This is a genomic window from uncultured Roseibium sp. (assembly GCF_947496995.1).
Classification (GTDB): Bacteria; Pseudomonadota; Alphaproteobacteria; order Rhizobiales; family Stappiaceae; genus Roseibium.
The window spans coordinates 284,326-305,372 of sequence record NZ_CANMFD010000004.1 but is presented as its reverse complement, the minus strand read 5'-3'; the positions used below and the strand labels follow the sequence as shown (position 1 = coordinate 305,372).

The window sequence follows — 21,047 nt, the reverse complement described above, 5'->3', positions numbered from 1 at the left end:
TTATACCAACCTCAATAAATAGGGACCTACTTGATGACTTGTTCAGGGCCGCAGGCAAGGAGCGGCGCGCAGATCGGCCTGGTTGGCCGGTCAAGCGGCGCAACGCAGTCCGGCGGGCCTGAACAAGCCACCGAAGGCCAAGACATGAGAGCGCTCCACAGCGTTGCGCGTCTTGACCGATGCCCCGCATCGTCCTGCGACACGCTCCTCGCGGAACGCTTTCATGTCATGGTCAAATAGGTTCTTATTTATTGAGGTTGGTATTAGCGCGCCAGTTCCTTCATCCCCTCGGTCAGACCCTCCAGGGTCATCGGGAACATCCGCCCTTCCATCAGCTCGTTCAGCATCTGGATGGACTGGGTGTAGCCCCAGTGTTCTTCGCGCACGGGATTGAGCCAGATCGCGCTCTTGTAAAGCCCGGTGAGGCGTTGCATCCAGGCCGATCCCGGCTCCTCGTTCCAGTGTTCCACCGAACCGCCGGGATAGGCGATCTCATAGGGGCTCATGGAGGCGTCGCCGACGAAGATGATCTTGTAGTCGGCTGGATACTTGTGCAGCACGTCCATGGTCGGCAGGCGCTCGGTATGGCGGCGGCGGTTTTCCTTCCAGACGAATTCATACGGGCAGTTATGGAAGTAGAAATGCTCCATCACCTTGAATTCCGAGCGGGCGGCGGAAAAAAGTTCCTCGCAGACACGGATATGATCGTCCATCGAGCCGCCGATATCGAAGAACAGCAGAACCTTGACCGCGTTGTGCCGTTCCGGGCGCATCCTTATATCGAGCAGCCCCTTGTGAGCGGTGGAACGGATTGTGCTGTCGAGGTCCAGTTCGTCGGCAGCCCCCGTGCGGGCGAAGTTCCTGAGGCGCTTGAGGGCTACCTGGATATTGCGTGAGCCCAGAAGCTGTGTGTCGTCCAGGTCCTTGAATTCCCGCTTGTCCCAGACCTTGACCGCCCGCCGGTGACGGCTCTCGTGCTGACCGATGCGGATGCCTTCCGGATTGTAGCCGTAAGCGCCGAAGGGGGAGGTTCCGGCCGTCCCGATCCATTTGTTGCCGCCCTGGTGACGCTTTTCCTGTTCCTTCAGGCGCTCGCGCAGGGTTTCCATGAGTTTCTCGAAGCCGCCGAGAGATTCGATCTGCGCCTTGTCCTCTTCGCTCAGGTGCTTTTCGGCGAGCTTGCGCAGCCAGTCTTCGGGAATGTCGGTCGCCGGCACGTCGCTCAACAGCTCCAGACCCTTGAACACATGCGCGAAGACCCGGTCGAACTTGTCGAGATTGCTCTCGTCCTTCACCAGGCAGAGGCGGGCGAGGTAATAGAAGTCCTCGACGCTCTTTTCCGCCAGATCCTTGTCCAGCGCCTCCATCAGCGTAAGATATTCGCGCATCGAGACCGGTATTCCGGCGGATTTGAGCTCAGTGAAGAAATTGATGAACATGAGGGGAAAATAGCGACGCGGGCGAGCACTGTCGAGGCGGGAATTTTCCACTTGCCCAGACAAATGAGCCGCTTTCCGGTTCCCGTTTCAACCTGCGGCCAGACCGGGGCCAAACCGCGGGATGAGTGTTTCAGGAGCTATTGAAGCTCGTCGCCACCGGGAGACCGCGGGCGTCCTGTGGTTATGCTTCCGGGGATCCGGAAGTGGATTTTTCCGGCTTTTCGGTGGAGGAAATCAATTCGCCCATGAAATCCGAAATGGTCGGCCCTCTTGTCGCGACAAAGGGGGCGGGGCGGCAGACGGCAATTGCGGCGATGCCAATGCGGGCGGTGAGGAGGCCGTTGATGACGCCTTCGCCGAGCCGGGTCGACAGGCGGGCCGCCAGACCGTGTCCCAGAACCTGTGACGCCAGGCTGTCGCCTGCGGCCATGCCGCCGGTAACGGCCAGATGGCCCACCACATGCTTTGCAAGACGCAGAAACCCGAGCATGCCGGGCCGCCCTCCGTAGAGTGTCGACAGGCGGCGGATGGTTCTGAGGTTTTCAAACAGGACCGCCAGCAGGTCGATCAGCGCCCGGGGACTGACGGCGGTGACCAGCGAAACCCGCTTGGCACTGTTCATCACGATCCGGCGGGCTTCCAGATCCAGCGGGGCGAGAAGGTCGCGTTCAGCGAGTTTTACCAGATCCGCGCCGTCGATCACCTCGCGCATGTGACCGGCGAGCTGCTTGCGGCCATGAGCTGTCTCGGGCCTGTCCAGATAGAGCGCAAGCAGGTCTTTCAGGCCGGAAGAGGCCGCCTTGCTGTCATCCGTATCTGCGGCCAGCTGCAACCGGTCGCGCAGATGATCGATGCGGGAGAGCCGCAGGAGGCCGGCAATTTCCCGTGCCGCCAGGCCCAGCACGCCGAGTGCCGCCAGACCTGCGAGGGCAAGGCCCAGCCAGCCCAGCCAGTCGGTGCGGGTGAAGAGATCGCGGATCAGGCTGTCCACCGCCAGCCCGATGGCGAGCGATACCAGCCCGGACAGGCCGACAAGCAGCCATTTGCCGAAACGGAAACGGGTTTTCGGCGTGCTTGCGGCGCGCGGCAGCCGGGGCTCCTCGTCTTCAGCGGACATCTGCGTTATCAGGGCTTCGCCGGCCGAGGGTGTCCTCGTATCGTCGTCGGTCATCCGCACCTTGGTATCGTCAAGGCGGAAGGCAGCCGGTTTGCGGCCGGAGGAAGGGCCAGAGGAGGGGGTGGTCCCGGTCATGCCAGACGGTCTCCGATGAGGAATTCAAGGGCGCGGTCGAGACGGATATGCGGCAATGACAATGTCAGGCCCTCGGCCGTGGTATCCAGCTCCGGTGGGCGGAAGCGCAGGAACTGGAGATCTGCCTGGGCCGACAGAAAGTCCGGGCGGATGCCTTCAGAGATTGAGTCAACTCGTCCAAAAACTGATTCAGGGTTTTGCGGCAAGTCCCCGGGAAACATCGCTATTTCGGTTTCGCCGTCATAGGTTTCGCCGTTGAGACGTTCGCCCGGTAACGGCGTTCCGAGGATCGCGGGGAGGGCTTCGCCCCGGTGTTTGATGGTTGCCTCCCGGGTCGCGCGTACGGCGGCCAAGGCAATGACGTCCACCTCGGCCCCCTTGAAGCGGGCGGTCTCCTCTGCCCGGGCGACCAGACGCCTGAGGATTGCCTCCAGCCGGTCGTGATCGCTCCTGTGCAGATGGTCCGCCTTGGTGGCGGCGAACAGGATACGGTCGATGCGCCGTGTCAGGATCGAGGACAGCCAGCTGCGCTTGCCGGGTCGGAACGCGCCGAGAACTTCGCCAAGGGCCGTCTGAAGGTCGGCGATCGCATGCGGGCCGGCATTCATGGCGTGAAGCACATCGACGAGCACGATCTGCCGATCAAGCCTGGCAAAGTGATTGCGGAAGAAGGGCCGGACCACATGGGTCTTGTAGGCTTCGTAGCGTCTTTCCATCATCGCCCGGACCGTGCCGGAGCGGGCAGGGGCGGAGTCCGCCGGGATGTCGAGTGGTGCGAAAGTGAGCGCCGGAGAGCCATCCAGGTCACCGGGCATCAGAAATCGGCCGGGAGGCAGCATGGACAGGGCATGGGTATCGTCCCGGCAAGCGGCCAGGTAGGACTTGAACGAAGCGGCAAGCGCCTGTGCGATCTGTTCGCTTTCGGCGGCATCGTGATCGACCGCGGCCAGAGCTTCCAGAAACGGTGCGGCGATCTCCCTGCGGTTCGGCGCCCTGGCCCGCCCAAGGGCTTCGGCGGAAAAGGCTGCGTAGTCCTTGTTCAGAAGCGGCAGGTCCAGCAGCCATTCGCCGGGATAATCGATCAGATCCACATGCAGACGGCCCGGTCCGAGCTTCCTGTAGAAATAGGATGCGCTCTCGAAGTCGATGGTCAGCCGCAGCTCGGAGACCTGGCGGGTCGAATCCGGCCAGATGCGGTCGCTGACAAGGGCACGGACATGGGCCTCGTAGTCGAAGCGCGGCACGGCGTCGTCCGGCTGGGGCTGGAGGCTGGCGCCGGTTATGCGGTGGCCGGCTGCCGCGCTGAACACAGGCAGGCGCCCACCATGGACCAGGTTGTGAACCAGGGCTGTCAGAAAAACCGTCTTGCCGGAGCGGGCAAGTCCGGTCACGCCCAGGCGCAGGCTGGGTACGGCAAGGTCGCCGACCGCATCGGTCAGGTTCGCGAGTGTCAGCCGGGTTTCTTCGGCAAATGTCGTCAATGGGTTCAAGAGCGCCTCCAGCGCGTTCATGTAAGCGCGGGAAGGGGCAAGTGCAAATGCGGGCTCTCGCGGAGCCGGACTATTGCGAAGGCAAGGCCGACGTTCAGTCGGCGGCGTCTTTCAGGTCGCGCGGTCTGGTAAACCGCTCCAGGTGGCCGGTTTTGGGATGCAGCTCGGCCCACTCGGCAATATCGAAATCGATGACCGCCAGCGCCCCGGTCGGATATTTTTCCTGAAGGTCGGACATGGCCTGCGCGTCGGCGGTTCCCGTCAGGCTGAGGGCGGTGTCTTCCGTCGCGGGATTGTGACCGATCACCATCAGGTTCTGGGCCCTGCCGCCATGTTTGCGAATGAGGCCGGAATAGTCGTCCTCGCTTTGCTGGTAAAGGTCGGAGATCAGGTGGATCTGGGCTTCCTGAGGCAGGAAAGGCAGAAGCCGAGCCAGGGTTTCGCGCGTGCGCTGGGCCGTTGAACACAGGATCTGATTGGGCAGCAGTCCGGCGTCCTTCATGTAACGCGCCATCGTCACGGCGGCGGTCTTGCCACGGCTGTTCAGCGGACGGTCGATATCCGCGATATCGTCATCTCCCCAATCGGATTTGGCATGTCTTAGAAGAAGTAACCGCATGTCATGTTTCCGGAGCTCTCGTTTGCCGCGGCGGTGTGCCCGCAAAACGGTCAGGGTCGTGTCGCCGTCAGTTCTGGCTGGCGAGGGCCTGGGTGAAGGCCGCCACCGCCGGACCGACTTCAATTTCCTGAGTCGGCAAAGTGTACGACAGCCATAGGGTATAATCGGCCTGTTCGCCGGAAAAATACCACAGGGTTTCGCACAGGCTTGTGGGCGTCCAGTTGCGGGTGCGGAAGGAGGTGCCCGATGCGGCGGCGCCCGACAGCTTGATCGGCTCGAACCCGGCGGCCTTGTAGCTGCGCGAAAATGTCAGTGCTTCGCGGCGGCCGGTTGTTTCAAGATGATTGCGCAGCACGGCGGTTATGCCATCGCGGCCGGTATAGACGCAGCCGGCCAGGCTGACCGCGTCCCCCTGCATCACCTTTATGCGATAAAAGCTGCCGATCATGTCCGGGCAGCGCAGGCCGGTGAAATGGCGCAAGCCGCCGACGGCGCTCTGCCAGCCCGCATCCTGCTCCGGCGGAACCTGCGCGCGGGCGGGTCCCGACATCAGGCCATGCGGCAACAGGCTTGCAGCCGCCAGCAGAAACAGGATCGCGAGCCGTCTCGCCAAGGCATTCTCCTCTTTGCGTTCAGGTCCGCTCCCGGCGCGACATGAACGCCAGACGTTCAAACAGATGGACGTCCTGCTCGTTCTTCAACAGCGCGCCGTGCAGCGGAGGGATCAGTTTGGCACCGTCCTGTTGACGAAGGGTTTCCGGATCGACGTCTTCGTTGAGCAACAGCTTGATCCAGTCGATGAGTTCCGAGGTGGACGGCTTCTTCTTGAGACCAGGCACGTCCCTGACATCATAGAACAGGCGCAGGGCTTCTGACAGCAGACGCTTCTTGATGTCCGGAAAGTGCACCTCCACGATTTCGGCCATCGTTTCCGCGTCCGGAAACTTGATGAAGTGGAAAAAGCACCGGCGCAGAAAGGCGTCGGGGAGGTCCTTTTCATTGTTGGAGGTGATGATCACCACCGGCCGCTGTCTTGCCCGCACGGTATCGCCGGTCTCGTAGACGTGGAATTCCATGCGGTCGAGTTCCAGAAGAAGGTCGTTCGGGAACTCGATGTCCGCCTTGTCGATCTCGTCGATCAGCAGAACCGGCCTTTGCGGCGCATCGAACGCCTCCCAGAGCTTCCCCTTGCGGATGTAGTTGTTGATGTCCTTCACCCGTTCGTCGCCCAACTGGCTGTCGCGCAGACGGGAGACCGCGTCGTATTCGTAAAGGCCCTGCTGCGCCTTGGTGGTGGACTTGACGTGCCACTCGATCAGGGGCGCGTTCAAGGCCGAAGCCACCTGCTGAGCGAGCACGGTCTTACCGGTGCCGGGTTCCCCCTTGATCAGCAGCGGCCGCTCCAGCGCAACGGCCGCATTCACGGCAATACGCAGGTCTTCCGTGGCGATGTAGTCTTCAGTTCCTTCGAAACGCATGGGGCCGTCCATCTTGAATTCGTTGCGCGAAAAGTGGCAGGCCCGGCTTCCCGACGCAAGTGCGTAAAGAGGCGGAGAGCCTGCAGCCTGTGCATATGGACAGTCTTGCCCATCACGGCAGGAAGTTTTTGCCCTTCACGCTGATGCTTGCCGGGTGGTTTTTGCATCCTCACAGACGGGCTTGTTATTCAAGTTATTGAATTAAAACAATAAAATTTCATTCTTCCGACTTGGCACGCCCCTTGCGGGTGAAGGGCCGAATAGGGGCGCAAGCTCTCGTCAATCGTGCCCAATCTATCAAGAGGACGAAACATGGGTATTTATGGGGCTATCAATACGGCGGTTTCCGGCCTGACTGCGCAGGCAACGGCGCTGGAGAATATCTCCGGTAACGTCGCCAACTCGCAGACAACCGGCTACAAACGGCTCGATACGACTTTCTCCGATCTGGTATCCGGCGGCGGTTATACCCAGGCTGCGCAGGTGTCCGGTACCACCACGTCCACATCGCGCGCCACCAACACGATCCAGGGCGACATTACGGATGTCGACGTGGATACCTACATGGCGATCAACGGCGAGGGCTACTTCGTCGTGACCCGGGCCTCCGATGTCATTGACGGCTCGACGTCTTTCGCCGAAGAGACTTTCTATACACGCGCCGGCGATTTCGAGCGCGACCAGGAAGGTTATCTCATCAACGGCGCGGGATATTATCTGCAGGGTTTTCCTCTCGACCCTGAAACGGGCAATGCGATCGGCGATGCAGCCTCGGTGATCCGTGTGGAGAACCAGCCGCTGGCAGCCTCCGCAACTACGACGATTGACTACCAGGCCAACCTGCCGCGCATCCCGCAGCCGAACGATTATGCCGATACCGATGCATCGGCGCTGCTGAACGGGTCGGTTGGCACCGGCAATGTCGATGCCGCCGATAATCAGGACTTCCTCGACAGCTCCATCTCCGGCGGGTCGATCAGCATCTATAACCAGAACGGTACGGCGATGAACGTCGAGGTGCGTTACGCCAAGACAGCGAACGAGGATACAGGAGCTCTGCCGCCTGTCGAAGACACCTGGAACATGTACATCGCGACCGGTGAAGATACCGGGGACACCTGGTACAACGTCGGGGAAGTGACGTTCGACGACACCGGCGAACTGAGCAGCATGGACGGTACCCTGGGTATCGGTACCGCCGACTTCGCCAACGAGAACTTCACCATCGCCAGCCTGACCATCGGCGGAACAACCGTTTCCAATGTCGAAATATCCTTCGGTGGTGGCGCGCTGACGCAGTATTCGGATGCGGACGGTACGGCGAGTTCCGTCAGTCTCGATCAGGACGGTTATGCAGCCGGTGAACTGGTTGGGGTTGCTGTCGATGAATCCGGCCGGGTGATCGCGAGCTATTCCAACAACCAGCAGCGCCCGGTCTTCCAGATCCCACTTGCGACCTTCGAAGCCGAGCAGAACCTGCAGCGCGTGGACGGGGCTGCCTTTGCGGCAACATCGTCTTCAGGTGATCCGGATCTGACCGGCGGCGGACAGATCCGCTCGAACAAGCTGGAGCTGTCGAACGCGGATATCGCGGACGAATTCTCCAAACTGATCATCACGCAGCAGGCTTATTCAGCCAACTCCAAGATCGTCACATCAGCCGATGAGATGCTCGACAGCGCCTTGAACATGGTCAGGTAATCTGAGCTCGCCGGCGGGTTCCAACCCGCCGGTTCTTTCGGCCAAGCCGTAGCGTAACCCTGGGAGAAACCGCCATGGGACTGACAAGTGCCCTGAATACCGCGGTCTTCGGAATCAAATACAATCAGCGCCAGTTGGACGTCACGGCGGCCAATATCGCGAATGCTGACACGGCTGGTTATTCGAAAAAGACCGTTTCGGCGAATGTGTATTTCGACACCCTGGGCAATGTTTCCGGTGTCACGGCGACGGAAGTGCGGCGGATCGTCGACGAGCAGATCCAGGCCGACTATTTCAACTCGATCGCCGATACCAGTTACGCTCGGCAGATCTCCGACTTCACCGACCGCCTGGACGATATTTTCGGGACACGGGACGACAGCAGCGGTCTTTCCGTTCTGGCCGGTGAATTGTCATCCTCCCTGTCTCTCCTGGTCAACGATCCGGGCAACTTTGCAGCCCAAAGTGACGTCGTCGCGCTCGCCGACGCCTTTGCCCGCGAGCTCAATTCGTCCTACAGCCAGATAACGGACCTGCGCCAGGAAGCCGACGACAGTCTGGCGCGCCAGACGGAAACCGTGAACAGTCTTCTCGCCAGCATTGCGGATATCGATGTGGCGATCCGGGATGCGACCCAGGCCGAGATTTCAAGCGCGGAAATGGAGGACGAGCGCGACCGGCTGGTCGAGCAGCTCTCCGGTTATCTGGACGTGAATGTCACCAAGGAAGAAAACAACACGCTTTTCATCCAGACGGCAGAAGGGCAGCAGCTATATGCGGATACCCGTGCCTCGACACTCACATACGACAGCTCGCATTACCTGCAGCCGGGGCAGCCCGGAAATTCGGTTCTGGTGACAACGGCCGGTGGCACCACCTACGATCTTATTTCCGGATCCCGCTCGGGCTCGATGCTGGCAACCGCTGAACTGCGGGACGATATTCTGCTCGAAGCGCAAAAGCAGCTCGATACGATCGCCGCGGAAATTTCGCTGGCTTTCTCGAATGTCACCGAGTCCGGCACGGCTGCGACCGTCGGCCTTGACGAAGGTTTCGACCTGGATGTGTCCGGCATGCAGCCGGGAAACACGATCACACTGGAATATACCGACGCAGCCGGGGATGCGCAGACGGTGACGCTGGTGGCCGTGGACGATCCGACGCTTCTGCCACTGGACAACTCCGCAACCGCGGACCCCAGCGACACCGTCTACGGCTTCGATATCTCCAGCGGCTTGCCGGCGACCTACATCACAAATATCACTGCCGCGCTTGGCGGTACCGGACTTCTTGTCAGCAATGACGGTTCCGACAATCTGCGCGTTCTGGGCGACAACACGGCGCCGACCAGCGTTCAAAGCCTGTCTTCGGAAGTCACGGCCACCGCCGATTCCGACCAGGGGCTCGCGCTGGCGATCTTCGTCGACAAGCGGGACGGGCCGGAGCTTTTCACCGACGCTCTGGAAGGCGGCGGCCAGCGGGTTGGATATGCCAGCGGCATTGGCGTCAATCCGGATCTGCTCGCCGACAGCGCTCTTCTGGTGAACTACCAGACGACGCCCGAGCCGAACACCACCAACGATCCGGCGCGGGCGCAGTATCTGTCCGAGGCGCTCAGGAGCGGAACGACCTATTTCGATCCGGCAGCAGGTATCGGCAGCACATCGACACCCTTCCAGGGCACCGTCCTGGACTTTGTGAACCACACCGTCGCTTTCCAGGGCAATCAGGCCGAGGACGCGGCGACATTTGCGAATTCGAAGGAAACGCTGACCGTCAATCTGGCGGTCCGCTACGAGGAAAGCTACGCGGTGGACCTGGACGCGGAACTTGCCTTCATGGTTCAGCTTGAAAATGCCTATGCGGCCAATGCGCGTGTCATGCAGACCATCAAGGATCTCTTCGACGAGCTCCTGACAATCGTGTAGTGCGGGAAGTGACTTATGACGATCGGTAACATCACAACCTCCAGAAACTATATCACGCGTCAGCTCAGCGAGATGAACGATCTGCTGGCCGAAAAGACCACGCAACTGGCAACGGGCAAAGTCGGGACCACTTTCGGCGACGTCGGCGACCGGCGCCTTCTGGATATTCAGCTGACACAGAAGGTCAGCATGATCGAGACCTTCCAGGAGACGATCACCGTTGCCAATCTGCATCTGGAGACGATGAACCTGTCACTCGACCGCCTGGAAGATATCCGGCGCGACTCGAAAACGGCGCTCGATAGCAACGACTTCGTGGTTCAGGACGACGGGCAGACACAGACCCAGTCGCGGGCCGAGCTTCTGCTGAACGAAACGCTCAACATCCTCAATACCGAAATTGCAGGATACTATGTTTTCGGCGGAACGGATGCCATCGACAGCCCGGTCGCCTCCATGGACACCATCCTGAATGGCGCCGGTGGTCTTGACGGTCTGCGAACCTACATGAGCGAATTCGCCGAGGCCAATCTCGGTGCGACCAATACGGGTCGGACGACGATTTCGGCGTTGACGACGAATTACGACGGCTTCGGCGATCCGACCGATTCCACCTTTTCGATTACGGAAGACGGAGCACATGACTTCGGCTTCGATATTTCCGCCGTCACATCGTCGCTCACCAACGTGACGATCACCGGCCCGGCCGCGGCGGACCCGGACAACGTCGATATTGCCTTCACCGGCCAGCCGGCGCTGGGAGAAACGATAACGATCGAACTGAGCCTGCCGCCGGATCATGCGGAAACGATTTCGATAGAGCTGACAGCCTCCCTGACGGACGAAGCGGAAGGGACCTTCGTCGTCGGTGCGGATCTCGAAGAGACCGCCCAGAACCTGCGCGATGCGGTGGCCGCTGAAATCGAGAACCAGGCGATGACAACGTTGCGCGCGGTTTCAGACGAATGGGCGTCGGACGAGTTCTTCAGCACCTTCGCCGGCGAGGAGCCGCTGCGTGTGGACGGCCCACCATTCGACAGTGCGACCGCTCTGGTCGCCGGCGGATCGACCACGGTTGAATGGTACACGGGACGCAACACGGCAACCGACGACCCGCGCGCGGACAAGAATGCCGTGATCGATACGAGCCTGTCGGTGAATTACGGCGTGCGGGCCAACGAAGACCCGCTCAAGGAGCTGGTGCAGTCCCTGGCGACCTTCGTGGCCGCCGACTTTTCCGGTGCGACCTCGACGGACGAGGAATATTACAACGCCCTGTCGAAGGACATGCGGACGATCCTGCAGCCAGCGGGCGTGGATCAGTCCGGCATCGTCGACATTTCGACCGACATCGCGATTACGCATCGCACGATGTCACTGACGAATGACCGGCACAGTCAGACCAAGAACAGCTATGAGGGCACCATTGCGGAAATCGAGGGTGTCGATCAGGAACTGGTCGCTGCGCAGATCCTGACGCTGCAGAACAATATCGAGGTGTCCTACCGGGCCTCGGCGATCATCTTCAATCTGTCGCTCTCCGATTACCTGTAAGTTCAGCAGACGATTTCGCTACGGTATGATTCCCCTGAAATCTGCCAGTTCGCACCCTTGCCCTCGGCAGAACCCCGAAAGCCGCGAAGAGAGGCCATTGGTCTGCCATCGGGGCCGGGCGTGCGAGATCCAGCCGTATGGGCTGTCTCCTGACATATCCGACAGTCGCTCTGGAAATGCTTGAGCCCAGGCTCAGCGTTGCGTTGCGCTTGACAGTGAAGGTGGGGAGGGCGTGTCGCTCTTGCGAGATCCGGCCGGCAAGCGTCTGATGACGTGCTTTGCTTGCCTCCGGTCCGGATGGTTCCTCCGTACTCCGGACGTCGTCAAGGCAACGCGTCAGGGACGACCTGAAAGCTTGCAGACATGCAAAAAGCCGGTACGAAAATCATACCGGCTTTCATATTCAGGTGCGTGCGAACGGTCCTGTTCAGACGGCGCTTTGCTCTTTGAGATCAGAGGCTTCCAGTTGCTGCCCTGTTGATCCTGATGCCAGTTCCGGCGACGATCGCAAGCCTTCCGCAATGGCCCTGTTGATCCCGATGATGGAGGCCAGTTTGCCTGCGTCATCATCTGTCATGATCGTGATGGTCTGCTTGAAAATGAACACCGCCAGAGTGGCGATGTTGTTCTTGATATCCTGTGGCAACTCGCTTTCCGCGCTGGTTGCCGACGTTACAAGAATGGTCCAGAGCTTGCGGTTGTAAACGAGTGCGTCGTCCTTCTCTGCAAGTGAGGAGTCTTCCCATTCATCCTTGATCAACTGGAGCCGTGCCGCGGCTTTCATCAGCAGATTCGCTTCCAGCTCCCTCGGTGACATCGCCACCTGGCTCGTTTTCTGGTAAGCCTGCGCTGCCTGCTTGTACATGACCGATCAGCGTCCCTTCATACTCGATAAGCTTGCGTGCTTCTTTCAGTGCTTTATAAAAGGCGCCGGTTATTATCGCGTTACTGATCCTGGTTACATAAGGGATCGTACTGGGCGCCGCTTTCACTATGTCGTTGACGAGGGTGAAGTAATTCTCCTGGATTCTCTCGACATCCGTAGACAGATACATCAGCTGGACGGCCAGATAGACGCGTTTTGCCGGGGTATCTGCAGTAGCAAGTGTGAGAATATCCTTTTCCCGCAGAATGGGTGCCTGGCCTTCAATAAAAAGGCGGGTTCGCTGATTGTCGTTGGTGATAACGCTATCACCAATAATAATCCGTTCGCCCGGTTTCAGCTCAACCTTGAGCGCCATTCCGTGACCTCCACGTCTGAGTATCGCCCGAATCGTTAACGAATTGGTTAACGCCCGCTGCGGGTACTTTAAAGATAAACACTGTAAGTGTTAACCGAACAGGCTCAGAACACTCTGATCCGCCTGGTTCGCCAGCGATAGCGCAGTCGATGAAAGCTGCTGGCGGGTCTGCAACGCCAGCATGTTCGCGCCTTCTTCATTCATGTCGGCAATGGTCAGATTGCCTGCGCCGACTTCGAGCGTGTTGATCATGTGCTCGGTGAAGTCGGTCCGGATCTCTACCGTGGAGAGGGCAGTACCCATGGCCCTGGCCGCCGATCTGAGTTCGTCCAGAGCCGCGTTGATTGCCTGAAGGGTACGGTCGATATCCGTGTCGGTCTTGAACTCCGAGGCAGCGGCGGCCAGGCTGACTGTTCCGCTTGCGGCCGCGAGCGTCGTTCTGTTGAAGTCCGCGTTGTCGCTGGTGATGTCGAAGGACACCTCGCCGATCAGACTGATGCTTCCACCGGAGAAGGTGGCATCCAAGCCCTTGACGTTGTTGAGGAAACTTACCAGATCGCCGACCGTGGTTTCGTCATCGATCTCAATCGAGGCCGGTTCGAAATCATTGCCGTCCGTAATGGTGATCGTGTCACCGGCCTGGAAGCCGCCGGAGGATATCAGGGTTGCACCCGCGGTGAGCGGAGTGACCGACAGCGTAGTCGAGCCTGTCGCGCCGGTACCACCGTTGGTGGCGGTGCCGCCGCCGGCTGCATCCTTTGAAATCGATAGTGTGTTGTCCAGACCGGAGGTAACCGTGATCAGGTCGGTTGTCTCGTCGAAGCTGGCATGAACACCGCTGAGACCGTCCAGAGCGTCGAGGTAATCCTGTACGGTCGTGATGGTTGCACCGACCGTGAATGTCGTGGTGCCGGAACTGTCGGTTATCGAGACAACATCCCCGTTCGCCCAGTCACCCAGGTCGCTCAGGTTCGAGGACGCCTGCAGTCCGGACAGGTCAAGGGTGGCCGTTCCGCCATTGATATTGAAGGAAGAAGTGCCGGTTCCGCCCGGATCGAGGTCATCGAGATTGAGCCCGTCATCCAGGCTGGTGTCGGTGAAATCAACCGGATTGACTGTCAGGTTTGACGTGGAATCCTCGTTGAAGATCACTTCCAGCTCGTTGCCGGCACCGGAAAGCAGGTTCTTGCCCTTGTATCCGGAGTCACCCGCCATGTCCTCGATCTGCTGAAGGAGATCGTTGTACTGGCTCGTGTATTGCTTGCGTTCATATTCGCTGGAAGTCTGCAGCGCCTGATTGGCGATTGCCTTGGCTGACTCAACCAGCTTGGTGATGGATGTGATGCCCTTGTCGGCGGCGCGGAGCGTCTGAACGCCCTGACCCATATTGTCGAGCAGGTTTGCCAGATCACTCGCCCGGTCATTCAACGATTGCGCCGTAAAGAACGAATTCGGGTTATCGAGAGCCGTGTTGACCTTCAGACCGGTCGCAAGGCGACCTTGCGTGATCGACTGGAGGCTGGCTGTTTGTTTGAGCGACAGGAGATTGTCCCGGACCGCACTGGAAAGAACAATATCAGGCATCAGATTTCACCACGTTTCCTATTCAGCACTCGCCAAGTTGGCCTTCCATTGGAGCAAGAAGACCCGGTACCAATGGCGTAAAACTAAAGGGAAAGTTAATCGGTGATGCACTCATTAACCTGTTGTAAATAAAAGTTACCAAAAGCTTTCTTTTAAGTATCTGAGATTCAAGCGAAAATTTTCAGGTGTCCGAAGAGCGGAAAAGCATGAAAAGGAAACGGCGGGCTTTTGGCCCGCCGTTTCCAGTTGTTTGTACGTGTCTTCTCTGTCTGACTGATTCTAGCTGGCCTAGAAGAGGGACAGCACCGTCTGGTCTGCCTGAGAGGCGAAGGACAGCGATGTCGAAGCAAGCTGCTGACGGGTCTGAAGAGCCAGAAGGTTCGCACCTTCTTCGTTGGTGTCCGCCAGGGTCAGAAGACCGGCACCTTCCTGCAGAGTGTTGATCATCGTCTTGGTGTAATCCTGACGAATCTCGACTGTCGAAAGGTTTGTACCGAACTCGGAAGCCTGGGACCGGAGGGTCGAAAGTGTGTTGTTCAACCTGTCGATGACCCGGTTGATGTCACCGTCCGTCGCAAACCCGGAGTCGCTGAGTGCGGAAATCGTCACGCCATCGGAGTCCGCCGTATAGTCGTCAGCGGCAAAGTTGGCATTGTCGCTGGCCAGCGTAAGGTCCGTCTCGCTTTCGATCGCGATCCGGCCGGTCGAAGTATTGAATTCAGCCGACACGCCTCTGAAGTCATTGATGAAATTTTCCAGATCATTGACCGTGGAGTCTTCATCCACTTCGAACGAGCCGAGTTCGTAGCCGTTGCCATCGGTCAGGGTCAGAGTGTCGCCTGTTTCGAAGGAACCGCTGTCGACCAGCGTGTCGGATGTCGTGGAGAACGCGGTCGCGTTGACTGAGACAAGCTGAGCCGTGGTCGAGACGTCATTCTGAAGAGCGATGTCGTCGTTGGAATAGACGGTGACCTGACCGGTGCCTTCATCGAATTCCGCACGAACGCCCGGAACGCTCTCGATGGTATTGAGAAGGTCCTGAACGGTGGTCCCGGCCGTGACTGCCAGCGTGGAGCCGGAAATGACAGCGGTGGTGGTGCCTTCGTTCAGCGTCAGGGTGTTGGTTGTCGAAATTCCGGCTGCGGATGCGAGCAGGGAGCTGGAGTTCAGCGCCTGGCCGTCTGCGTCCGTAAGTGTGAAGGTGTTCTTGCCGCCTTCCAGCTGGAAGGATGTCGCACTGCCTTCGCCTTCTGCCAGGTCGGAAAGGTTCAGACCGGTGGAGAGACTGGTGTCGGTGTAGTCGACGGCTTCGATTTTCAGCTTGGACGTGGAGTCTTCGTTGAAGATCGTGGTGAGGTCGTTGCCATCGCCGGCAAGCAGGTTCTTGCCCTTGTAGGAGCTGTCTTTCGCAATGTCTTCAATCTGTTCCAGAAGGGCGTTGTACTGCTCTGCGAAGGTTTTCCGCTCATACTGGCTCTGTGTCTGCAGCGCCTGGTTGGCTTTCGCCTTTGCGGTTTCCACCAGATCCGTGATGGTCTGGATACCCTTGTCCGCCGCCTTGATGGTCTGAAGGGACTGTCCCATATCGTTCAAAAGGGTGGACAGGTCACTGGCACGTGAGTTCAGGCCGGAGGCGGTGAAGAAGCTGTTCGGATTGTCCAGAGCGGAGTTGACCTTCATTCCAGTGGCCAGTTTGTTCTGGACGCCGGACATCAGATCTGCGGTGGATTGAAGAGTAAGAAGGTTCTGCCGAACGGCAGCTGACAGGGTGATGTCCTTCATCAGTATATCCCTTTCCTGGGGTCACGATGTCTTCTGCTCATTCTGAGCAGGTTGATCAGGATAATGTTCTATTAACCCTAATCACTGGTTAACTTAATTGCATTTTGCAGTTAACGAATCGTTAAAATACTGAAGTGGTTGGCAAAAATCTATCAGCGGCAGGGAGTGGGGGAGTGGGGATGGCCCCTCGGTTGAGGGCCAAAAAAAGGCGGGCCTGAGCCCGCCTTTCCTTGTCTTGAAAGCTTTTTGAGAGCTTAGAAGAGACGCAGAACGTTCTGGTCCGCCTGTGCCGCGAAGGACAGCGAGGTGGATGCCAGGCTCTGGCGGGTCTGCAATGCAAGAAGGTTTGCGCCTTCCTCATTGGTATCTGCCAGGGTCAGTTTGCCGGCGCCTTCCTCGAGCGTGTTGATCATGCTCTTCGTGAAATCCTGACGGTTTTCAACGATGGAAAGATTGGTACCGAATTCCGACGCCTGCGTGCGCAGGGTGCTCAGTGCCGTGTTCAGGCGATCCACTGTCCGTTCAATGGAGGAGTCGGTCGCAAAACCGGAGTCCGACAAGGCGGAAATGGTGACACCGTCACTGTCGGCTGTGTAGCTGTCTGCATTGAAGTTCGAGTTGTCACTCGTCAAGGACAGATCAGTTTCACTTTCCATCGCAATCTTACCGGTGGAAGTATTGAATTCCGCCGAGACGCCCTGGAAGTCGTTGATGAAGTTCACCAGGTCGTCGACCGAGGAGTCTTCTTCGATCTCGAACGAGCCGAGTTCGTAGCCGTTACCATCGGTCAGGGTCAGAGTGTCGCCTGTTTCGAAGGAACCACTGTTGATCAGCGAGTCGGACGTCGTGGAGAATGCCGTAGCGTTCACCGAGACAAGCTGAGCGGTGGTGGAAACGTCGTTCTGGAGAGCGATGTCATCGTTCGAGTAAACGGTAACCTGACCGGTACCTTCATCGAATTCCGCACGAACACCCGGAACGCTCTCGAGAGTATCGAGAAGGTCCTGAACGGTGGTCCCGGCCGTGACCGCCAGCGTGGAGCCGGAAATGACAGCGGTGGTGGTGCCTTCGTTCAGTGTCAGGGTGTTGGTTGTCGAAATTCCGCTTGCGGAAGCGAGCAGGGAGCTGGAGTTCAGCGCCTGACCGTCTGCATCCGTAAGCGTGAAGGTGTTCTTGCCGCCTTCCAGCTGGAAGGATGTCGCACTGCCTTCGCCTTCTGCCAGGTCGGAAAGGTTCAGACCGGTGGAGAGGCTGGTGTCAGTGTAGTCGACAGCATCGATGTTCAGCTTGGACGTGGAGTCTTCGTTGAAGATCGTGGTGAGGTCGTTGCCATCGCCGGAAAGCAGGTTCTTGCCCTTGTAGCCGGAGTCTTTCGCCAGATCTTCAATCTGGGTCAGCAACTCGTTGTACTGTGCCGTAAACTGCTTGCGCTCATACTGGCTCTGTGTCTGCAGCGCCTGGTTAGCTTTCGCCTTTGCAGATTCAACCAGCTTGGTGATGCTGGAGATACCTTCATCGGCAGCCTTCAGCGTCTGAACAGACTGACCCATGTCGTCCAGCAGAGTGGACAAGTCATTTGCACGGGAAGTCAGGCCGGAAGCGGTGAAGAAGCTGTTCGGGTTGTCCAGTGCGGAGTTCACCTTCTTACCAGTGGCCAGTTTGTTCTGGACGCTGGACATCATTTCAGCAGTTGACTGAAGGGATGAAAGGTTTGCGCGAACCGCGCTGGAGAGAGTTACGTCACCCATTTTGTGTCCTTTCTAGGAATACAAGATACAGAGACCCTTCCTGGGTCCGGCGACATAAAACGACTTGGGAATGTAAGAAAATCTAAACAAACATGGTTAGCGACCGTTAACCTTAACGCGAGGTGAAAGGGTTGCGGCAGTATTGGTAAGCGTTGTCCCGGCAGCATCGGTTCGGTACGGCCTGAATCAACTTGTCTGGTTCTGGGTAAAGAGAGGTGAGGGCAATAAATTATCGTACTACCGCACTGCGGACAGTTTAGGGTACGGACCCATAAAATTGTACTTCCAGGCATCAACCCGGCAAAGAAGAGTTTGGAAAAGCCTGAAGAGCCATGCTGGTGCATGGGGCAAAGGCTTTGACGCGGCGCTTCGCAGCCGGATTGATGTCCTTCGGATCGTTCAGAAAGCGATTGTCTCCGGCGTTGCAAAATCTTGAAAACCAGAAAGGTTTCCTGCGATCTTGCGCCTTGGAACCAATCGTTTTCTGAACGACCTGAAAGCACAATTTTATGAGTCCGTACCCTAGTTTGGAATACGTCCGGCCGAAGCAGAAATTTCCCTCACTGTCTTAGTGCAGTAGATTATCCGGAAGCCGTAGCTATGTTCAAAGCACGAAAAGGAAACGGCGGGCTTTTGGCCCGCCGTTTCCGGATGTTTGTACGTGTCTTCTCTGTCTGACTGATTCTAGCTGGCCTAGAAGAGGGAGAGCACCGTCTGGTCTGCCTGAGAGGCGAAGGACAGCGATGTCGAGGCAAGCTGCTGACGGGTCTGAAGAGCCAGAAGGTTCGCACCTTCCTCGTTGGTGTCCGCCAGGGTCAGAAGACCGGCACCTTCCTGCAGAGTGTTGATCATCGTCTTGGTGTAGTCCTGACGAATCTCGACTGTCGAAAGGTTTGTACCGAACTCGGAAGCCTGGGACCGGAGGGTCGAAAGCGCGCTGTTCAACCTGTCGATGACCCGGTTGATGTCACCGTCCGTCGCAAACCCGGAGTCGCTGAGTGCGGAAATCGTCACGCCATCGGAGTCCGCCGTATAGTCGTCAGCGGCAAAGTTGGCATTGTCGCTGGCCAGCGTAAGGTCCGTCTCGCTTTCGATCGCGATCCGGCCGGTCGAAGTATTGAATTCCGCCGACACGCCTCTGAAGTCATTGATGAAATTTTCCAGATCATTGACCGTGGAGTCTTCATCCACTTCGAACGAGCCGAGTTCGTAGCCGTTGCCATCGGTCAGGGTCAGAGTGTCGCCTGTTTCGAAGGAACCGCTGTCGACCAGCGTGTCGGACGTTGTGGAGAACGTGGTCGCGTTGACTGAGACAAGCTGAGCCGTGGTCGAGACGTCGTTCTGAAGAGCGATGTCGTCGTTGGAATAGACGGTGACCTGGCCGGTGCCTTCATCGAATTCCGCACGAACACCGGGAACGCTCTCGATGGTATCGAGAAGGTCCTGAACGGTGGTCCCGGCCGTGACTGCCAGCGTGGAGCCGGAAATGACAGCGGTGGTGGTGCCTTCGTTCAGCGTCAGGGTGTTGGTTGTCGAAATTCCGCTCGCGGAAGCGAGCAGGGAGCTGGAGTTCAGCGCCTGACCGTCTGCGTCCGTAAGTGTGAAGGTGTTCTTGCCGCCTTCCAGCTGGAAGGATGTCGCACTGCCTTCGCCTTCTGCCAGATCCGAAAGGTTCAGACCGGCGGACAGAGTGGTGTCGGTGTAGTCGACGGCTTCGATTTTCAGCTTGGACGTGGAGTCTTCGTTGAAGATCGTGGTGAGGTCGTTGCCATCGCCGGCAAGGAGGTTCTTGCCCTTGTAGGAGCTGTCCTTCGCAATGTCTTCAATTTGTTCGAGAAGGCCATTGTACTGCTCTGCGAAGGTTTTCCGCTCATACTGGCTCTGTGTCTGCAGCGCCTGGTTGGCTTTCGCCTTTGCGGTTTCCACCAGATCCGTGATGGTCTGGATACCCTTGTCCGCCGCCTTGATGGTCTGAAGGGACTGTCCCATATCGTTCAAAAGGGTGGACAGGTCACTGGCACGTGAGTTCAGGCCGGAAGCGGTGAAGAAGCTGTTCGGATTGTCCAGAGCGGAGTTGACCTTCATTCCAGTGGCCAGTTTGTTCTGGACGCCGGACATCAGATCTGCGGTGGATTGAAGAGTAAGAAGGTTCTGCCGAACGGCAGCTGAGAGGGTAATGTCGTTCATAAGTATATCCCTTTTCTGGGGTCGCGATGTCTTCTGCTCTTCCTGAGCAGGTTGATTAGGATCATCTCCTGTTAACCCTAATCATTGGTTAAATGGATCGCATTTTAGGGTAAATTATATATTAACAACTTGAATTCATTGGCGAAAATCTATCAGCGGCAAGGGGTGGAGGAGTGGGGCTGCCCCGGTTGAAGGCCAAAAAAAACGGGTCAGAGCCCGCCTTTACTTGTCTTGAGAGCTGAGAAGAGATGGAGAACGTTCTGGTCCACCTGTGCTGCGAAGGAGACGGAGGTGGATGCCAGGCTCTGGCGGGTCTGCAATGCCGGAAGTTTGCACCTTCCAGACCTCATGAACCTGCCTGGACGCGACACGCTATAGTGAACGCGGAGCGTTTTTCAGTGTACCAGCAAACTTGGGAGCCGCTCATTGGTCGACGGAAATCAAAACGGATGCTTCGCAAGCAGAAGGTGCGATAAGCCGTGGAGCCTGCCAAGAGCGTGTCACGTTAAATAGAATTCTGGAATTCGCCGAACCCGTTCGCAATGCGATCACTGCCTCGAGCCTCTTCCTGAACTTATGATCACGCATATACGCGATACGCTTCAGAACGGTCGCTGCCGTGTCAGACCACCCGTTGAACCGGTTTCGGTGTCTGGTTGGACTGATGATCTTCCATCGTCTTGGAGTAGGCCCTGAGGCGCAGCAGGGTTTCGCTGGGGATTTGCCGCACGACCTCGCCGGTATCGGTATTCGTCGCGACGTAGATCATGCTCTCGCTGTCAGGATCCAGCACGTTACGGCGCTCAACGCGCGGGGTGATCGGATCCTGCTGCTGTTGCTGATCGCGTGCGTTGTTCGCCGCCCTCTGCCCGCCGCTGCCCTCGTCGGAGGGTTTGACAGTCGCTTCTGCCGGCAGTTCGGTTTTTGCTGCGGGCGCGTTCCGCTCTGGAGCCCGCGTAACCGGCGTGATCGCCGTGTACGTCGGCGATGGCGGCCGGGCCAATCCCGTGTCCATCATCTTCTCTCCGGGTTAGTCGATACAGA

16 protein-coding genes are annotated in these 21,047 nt (G+C 58.3%); 3 read left to right on the top strand and 13 right to left on the bottom strand.

The window, feature by feature from the left end; translation table 11 throughout:
- Nucleotides 1-263: 263 nt before the first annotated feature.
- The 6 genes from Q1B40_RS17425 to Q1B40_RS17400 form a co-directional block, all read right to left on the bottom strand.
- Nucleotides 264-1,439: a VWA domain-containing protein gene (locus Q1B40_RS17425; RefSeq protein ID WP_299817748.1), complete on the bottom strand. Its 1,176-nt coding sequence runs from the start codon at nt 1,437-1,439 to the stop codon at nt 264-266.
- Nucleotides 1,440-1,620: 181 nt separating this feature from the next.
- Nucleotides 1,621-2,691, bottom strand: coding sequence for a YcjF family protein (locus Q1B40_RS17420; RefSeq protein ID WP_299817115.1), 1,071 nt, complete (start codon nt 2,689-2,691; stop codon nt 1,621-1,623).
- Entirely contained in the window at nt 2,688-4,181 is a 1,494-nt protein-coding gene (locus Q1B40_RS17415; RefSeq protein WP_299817113.1) for a YcjX family protein, read from the bottom strand. Before Q1B40_RS17415 ends, Q1B40_RS17420 begins: the two co-directional genes overlap by 4 nt.
- Nucleotides 4,182-4,275: 94 nt before the next feature.
- On the bottom strand, nt 4,276-4,800 hold the full coding sequence (locus Q1B40_RS17410) for a histidine phosphatase family protein (protein ID WP_299817111.1): 525 nt from the start codon (nt 4,798-4,800) through the stop codon (nt 4,276-4,278).
- 67 nt (nt 4,801-4,867) lie between these two features.
- Nucleotides 4,868-5,413: a hypothetical protein gene (locus tag Q1B40_RS17405; RefSeq protein ID WP_299817108.1), complete on the bottom strand. Its 546-nt coding sequence runs from the start codon at nt 5,411-5,413 to the stop codon at nt 4,868-4,870.
- 19 nt (nt 5,414-5,432) lie between these two features.
- The gene (locus Q1B40_RS17400; protein ID WP_299817106.1) at nt 5,433-6,278 is read right to left on the bottom strand and encodes a MoxR family ATPase; all 846 of its coding nucleotides are present in this window, start codon (nt 6,276-6,278) and stop codon (nt 5,433-5,435) included.
- Between the two features lie 312 nt (nt 6,279-6,590).
- Between Q1B40_RS17400 and Q1B40_RS17395 the strand changes: the two genes are divergently transcribed.
- From Q1B40_RS17395 to Q1B40_RS17385, 3 genes are all read left to right on the top strand, one after another.
- Nucleotides 6,591-7,979, top strand: coding sequence for a flagellar hook protein FlgE (locus tag Q1B40_RS17395; protein WP_299817104.1), 1,389 nt, complete (start codon nt 6,591-6,593; stop codon nt 7,977-7,979).
- 74 nt (nt 7,980-8,053) lie between these two features.
- The gene (gene flgK, locus Q1B40_RS17390; RefSeq protein ID WP_299817102.1) at nt 8,054-9,907 is read left to right on the top strand and encodes a flagellar hook-associated protein FlgK; all 1,854 of its coding nucleotides are present in this window, start codon (nt 8,054-8,056) and stop codon (nt 9,905-9,907) included.
- A gap of 15 nt (nt 9,908-9,922) precedes the next feature.
- Nucleotides 9,923-11,461 carry a flagellar protein gene (locus Q1B40_RS17385; RefSeq protein ID WP_299817100.1) on the top strand — a complete coding sequence of 513 codons (1,539 nt, stop codon included), beginning with the start codon at nt 9,923-9,925 and terminating at the stop codon, nt 11,459-11,461.
- Nucleotides 11,462-11,888: 427 nt separating this feature from the next.
- Here Q1B40_RS17385 and Q1B40_RS17380 read toward each other — a convergent pair whose 3' ends face one another.
- The 7 genes from Q1B40_RS17380 to Q1B40_RS17350 form a co-directional block, all read right to left on the bottom strand.
- Nucleotides 11,889-12,278, bottom strand: coding sequence for a flagellar biosynthesis regulator FlaF (locus Q1B40_RS17380; protein WP_299817098.1), 390 nt, complete (start codon nt 12,276-12,278; stop codon nt 11,889-11,891).
- Nucleotides 12,208-12,702 (bottom strand): flagellar biosynthesis repressor FlbT, encoded by a 495-nt coding sequence (gene flbT / locus Q1B40_RS17375; protein WP_068417626.1) that lies wholly within the window; start codon nt 12,700-12,702, stop codon nt 12,208-12,210. The genes Q1B40_RS17380 and flbT overlap by 71 nt, the downstream gene beginning before the upstream one ends.
- 90 nt (nt 12,703-12,792) lie before the next feature.
- Nucleotides 12,793-14,286, bottom strand: a complete 1,494-nt coding sequence (locus Q1B40_RS17370) for a flagellin (RefSeq protein WP_299817095.1) — start codon at nt 14,284-14,286, stop codon at nt 12,793-12,795.
- Nucleotides 14,287-14,574: 288 nt separating this feature from the next.
- The gene (locus Q1B40_RS17365) at nt 14,575-16,068 is read right to left on the bottom strand and encodes a flagellin (RefSeq protein ID WP_299817093.1); all 1,494 of its coding nucleotides are present in this window, start codon (nt 16,066-16,068) and stop codon (nt 14,575-14,577) included.
- A 254-nt stretch (nt 16,069-16,322) separates the two neighbouring features.
- A complete protein-coding gene (locus Q1B40_RS17360; RefSeq protein ID WP_299817091.1) occupies nt 16,323-17,816 on the bottom strand; it encodes a flagellin in 1,494 nt (497 codons plus the stop codon).
- A gap of 693 nt (nt 17,817-18,509) precedes the next feature.
- Nucleotides 18,510-20,003, bottom strand: a complete 1,494-nt coding sequence (locus tag Q1B40_RS17355) for a flagellin (protein ID WP_299817089.1) — start codon at nt 20,001-20,003, stop codon at nt 18,510-18,512.
- 622 nt (nt 20,004-20,625) lie between these two features.
- Nucleotides 20,626-21,021 (bottom strand): hypothetical protein, encoded by a 396-nt coding sequence (locus Q1B40_RS17350; protein ID WP_299817086.1) that lies wholly within the window; start codon nt 21,019-21,021, stop codon nt 20,626-20,628.
- Nucleotides 21,022-21,047 lie beyond the last annotated feature (26 nt).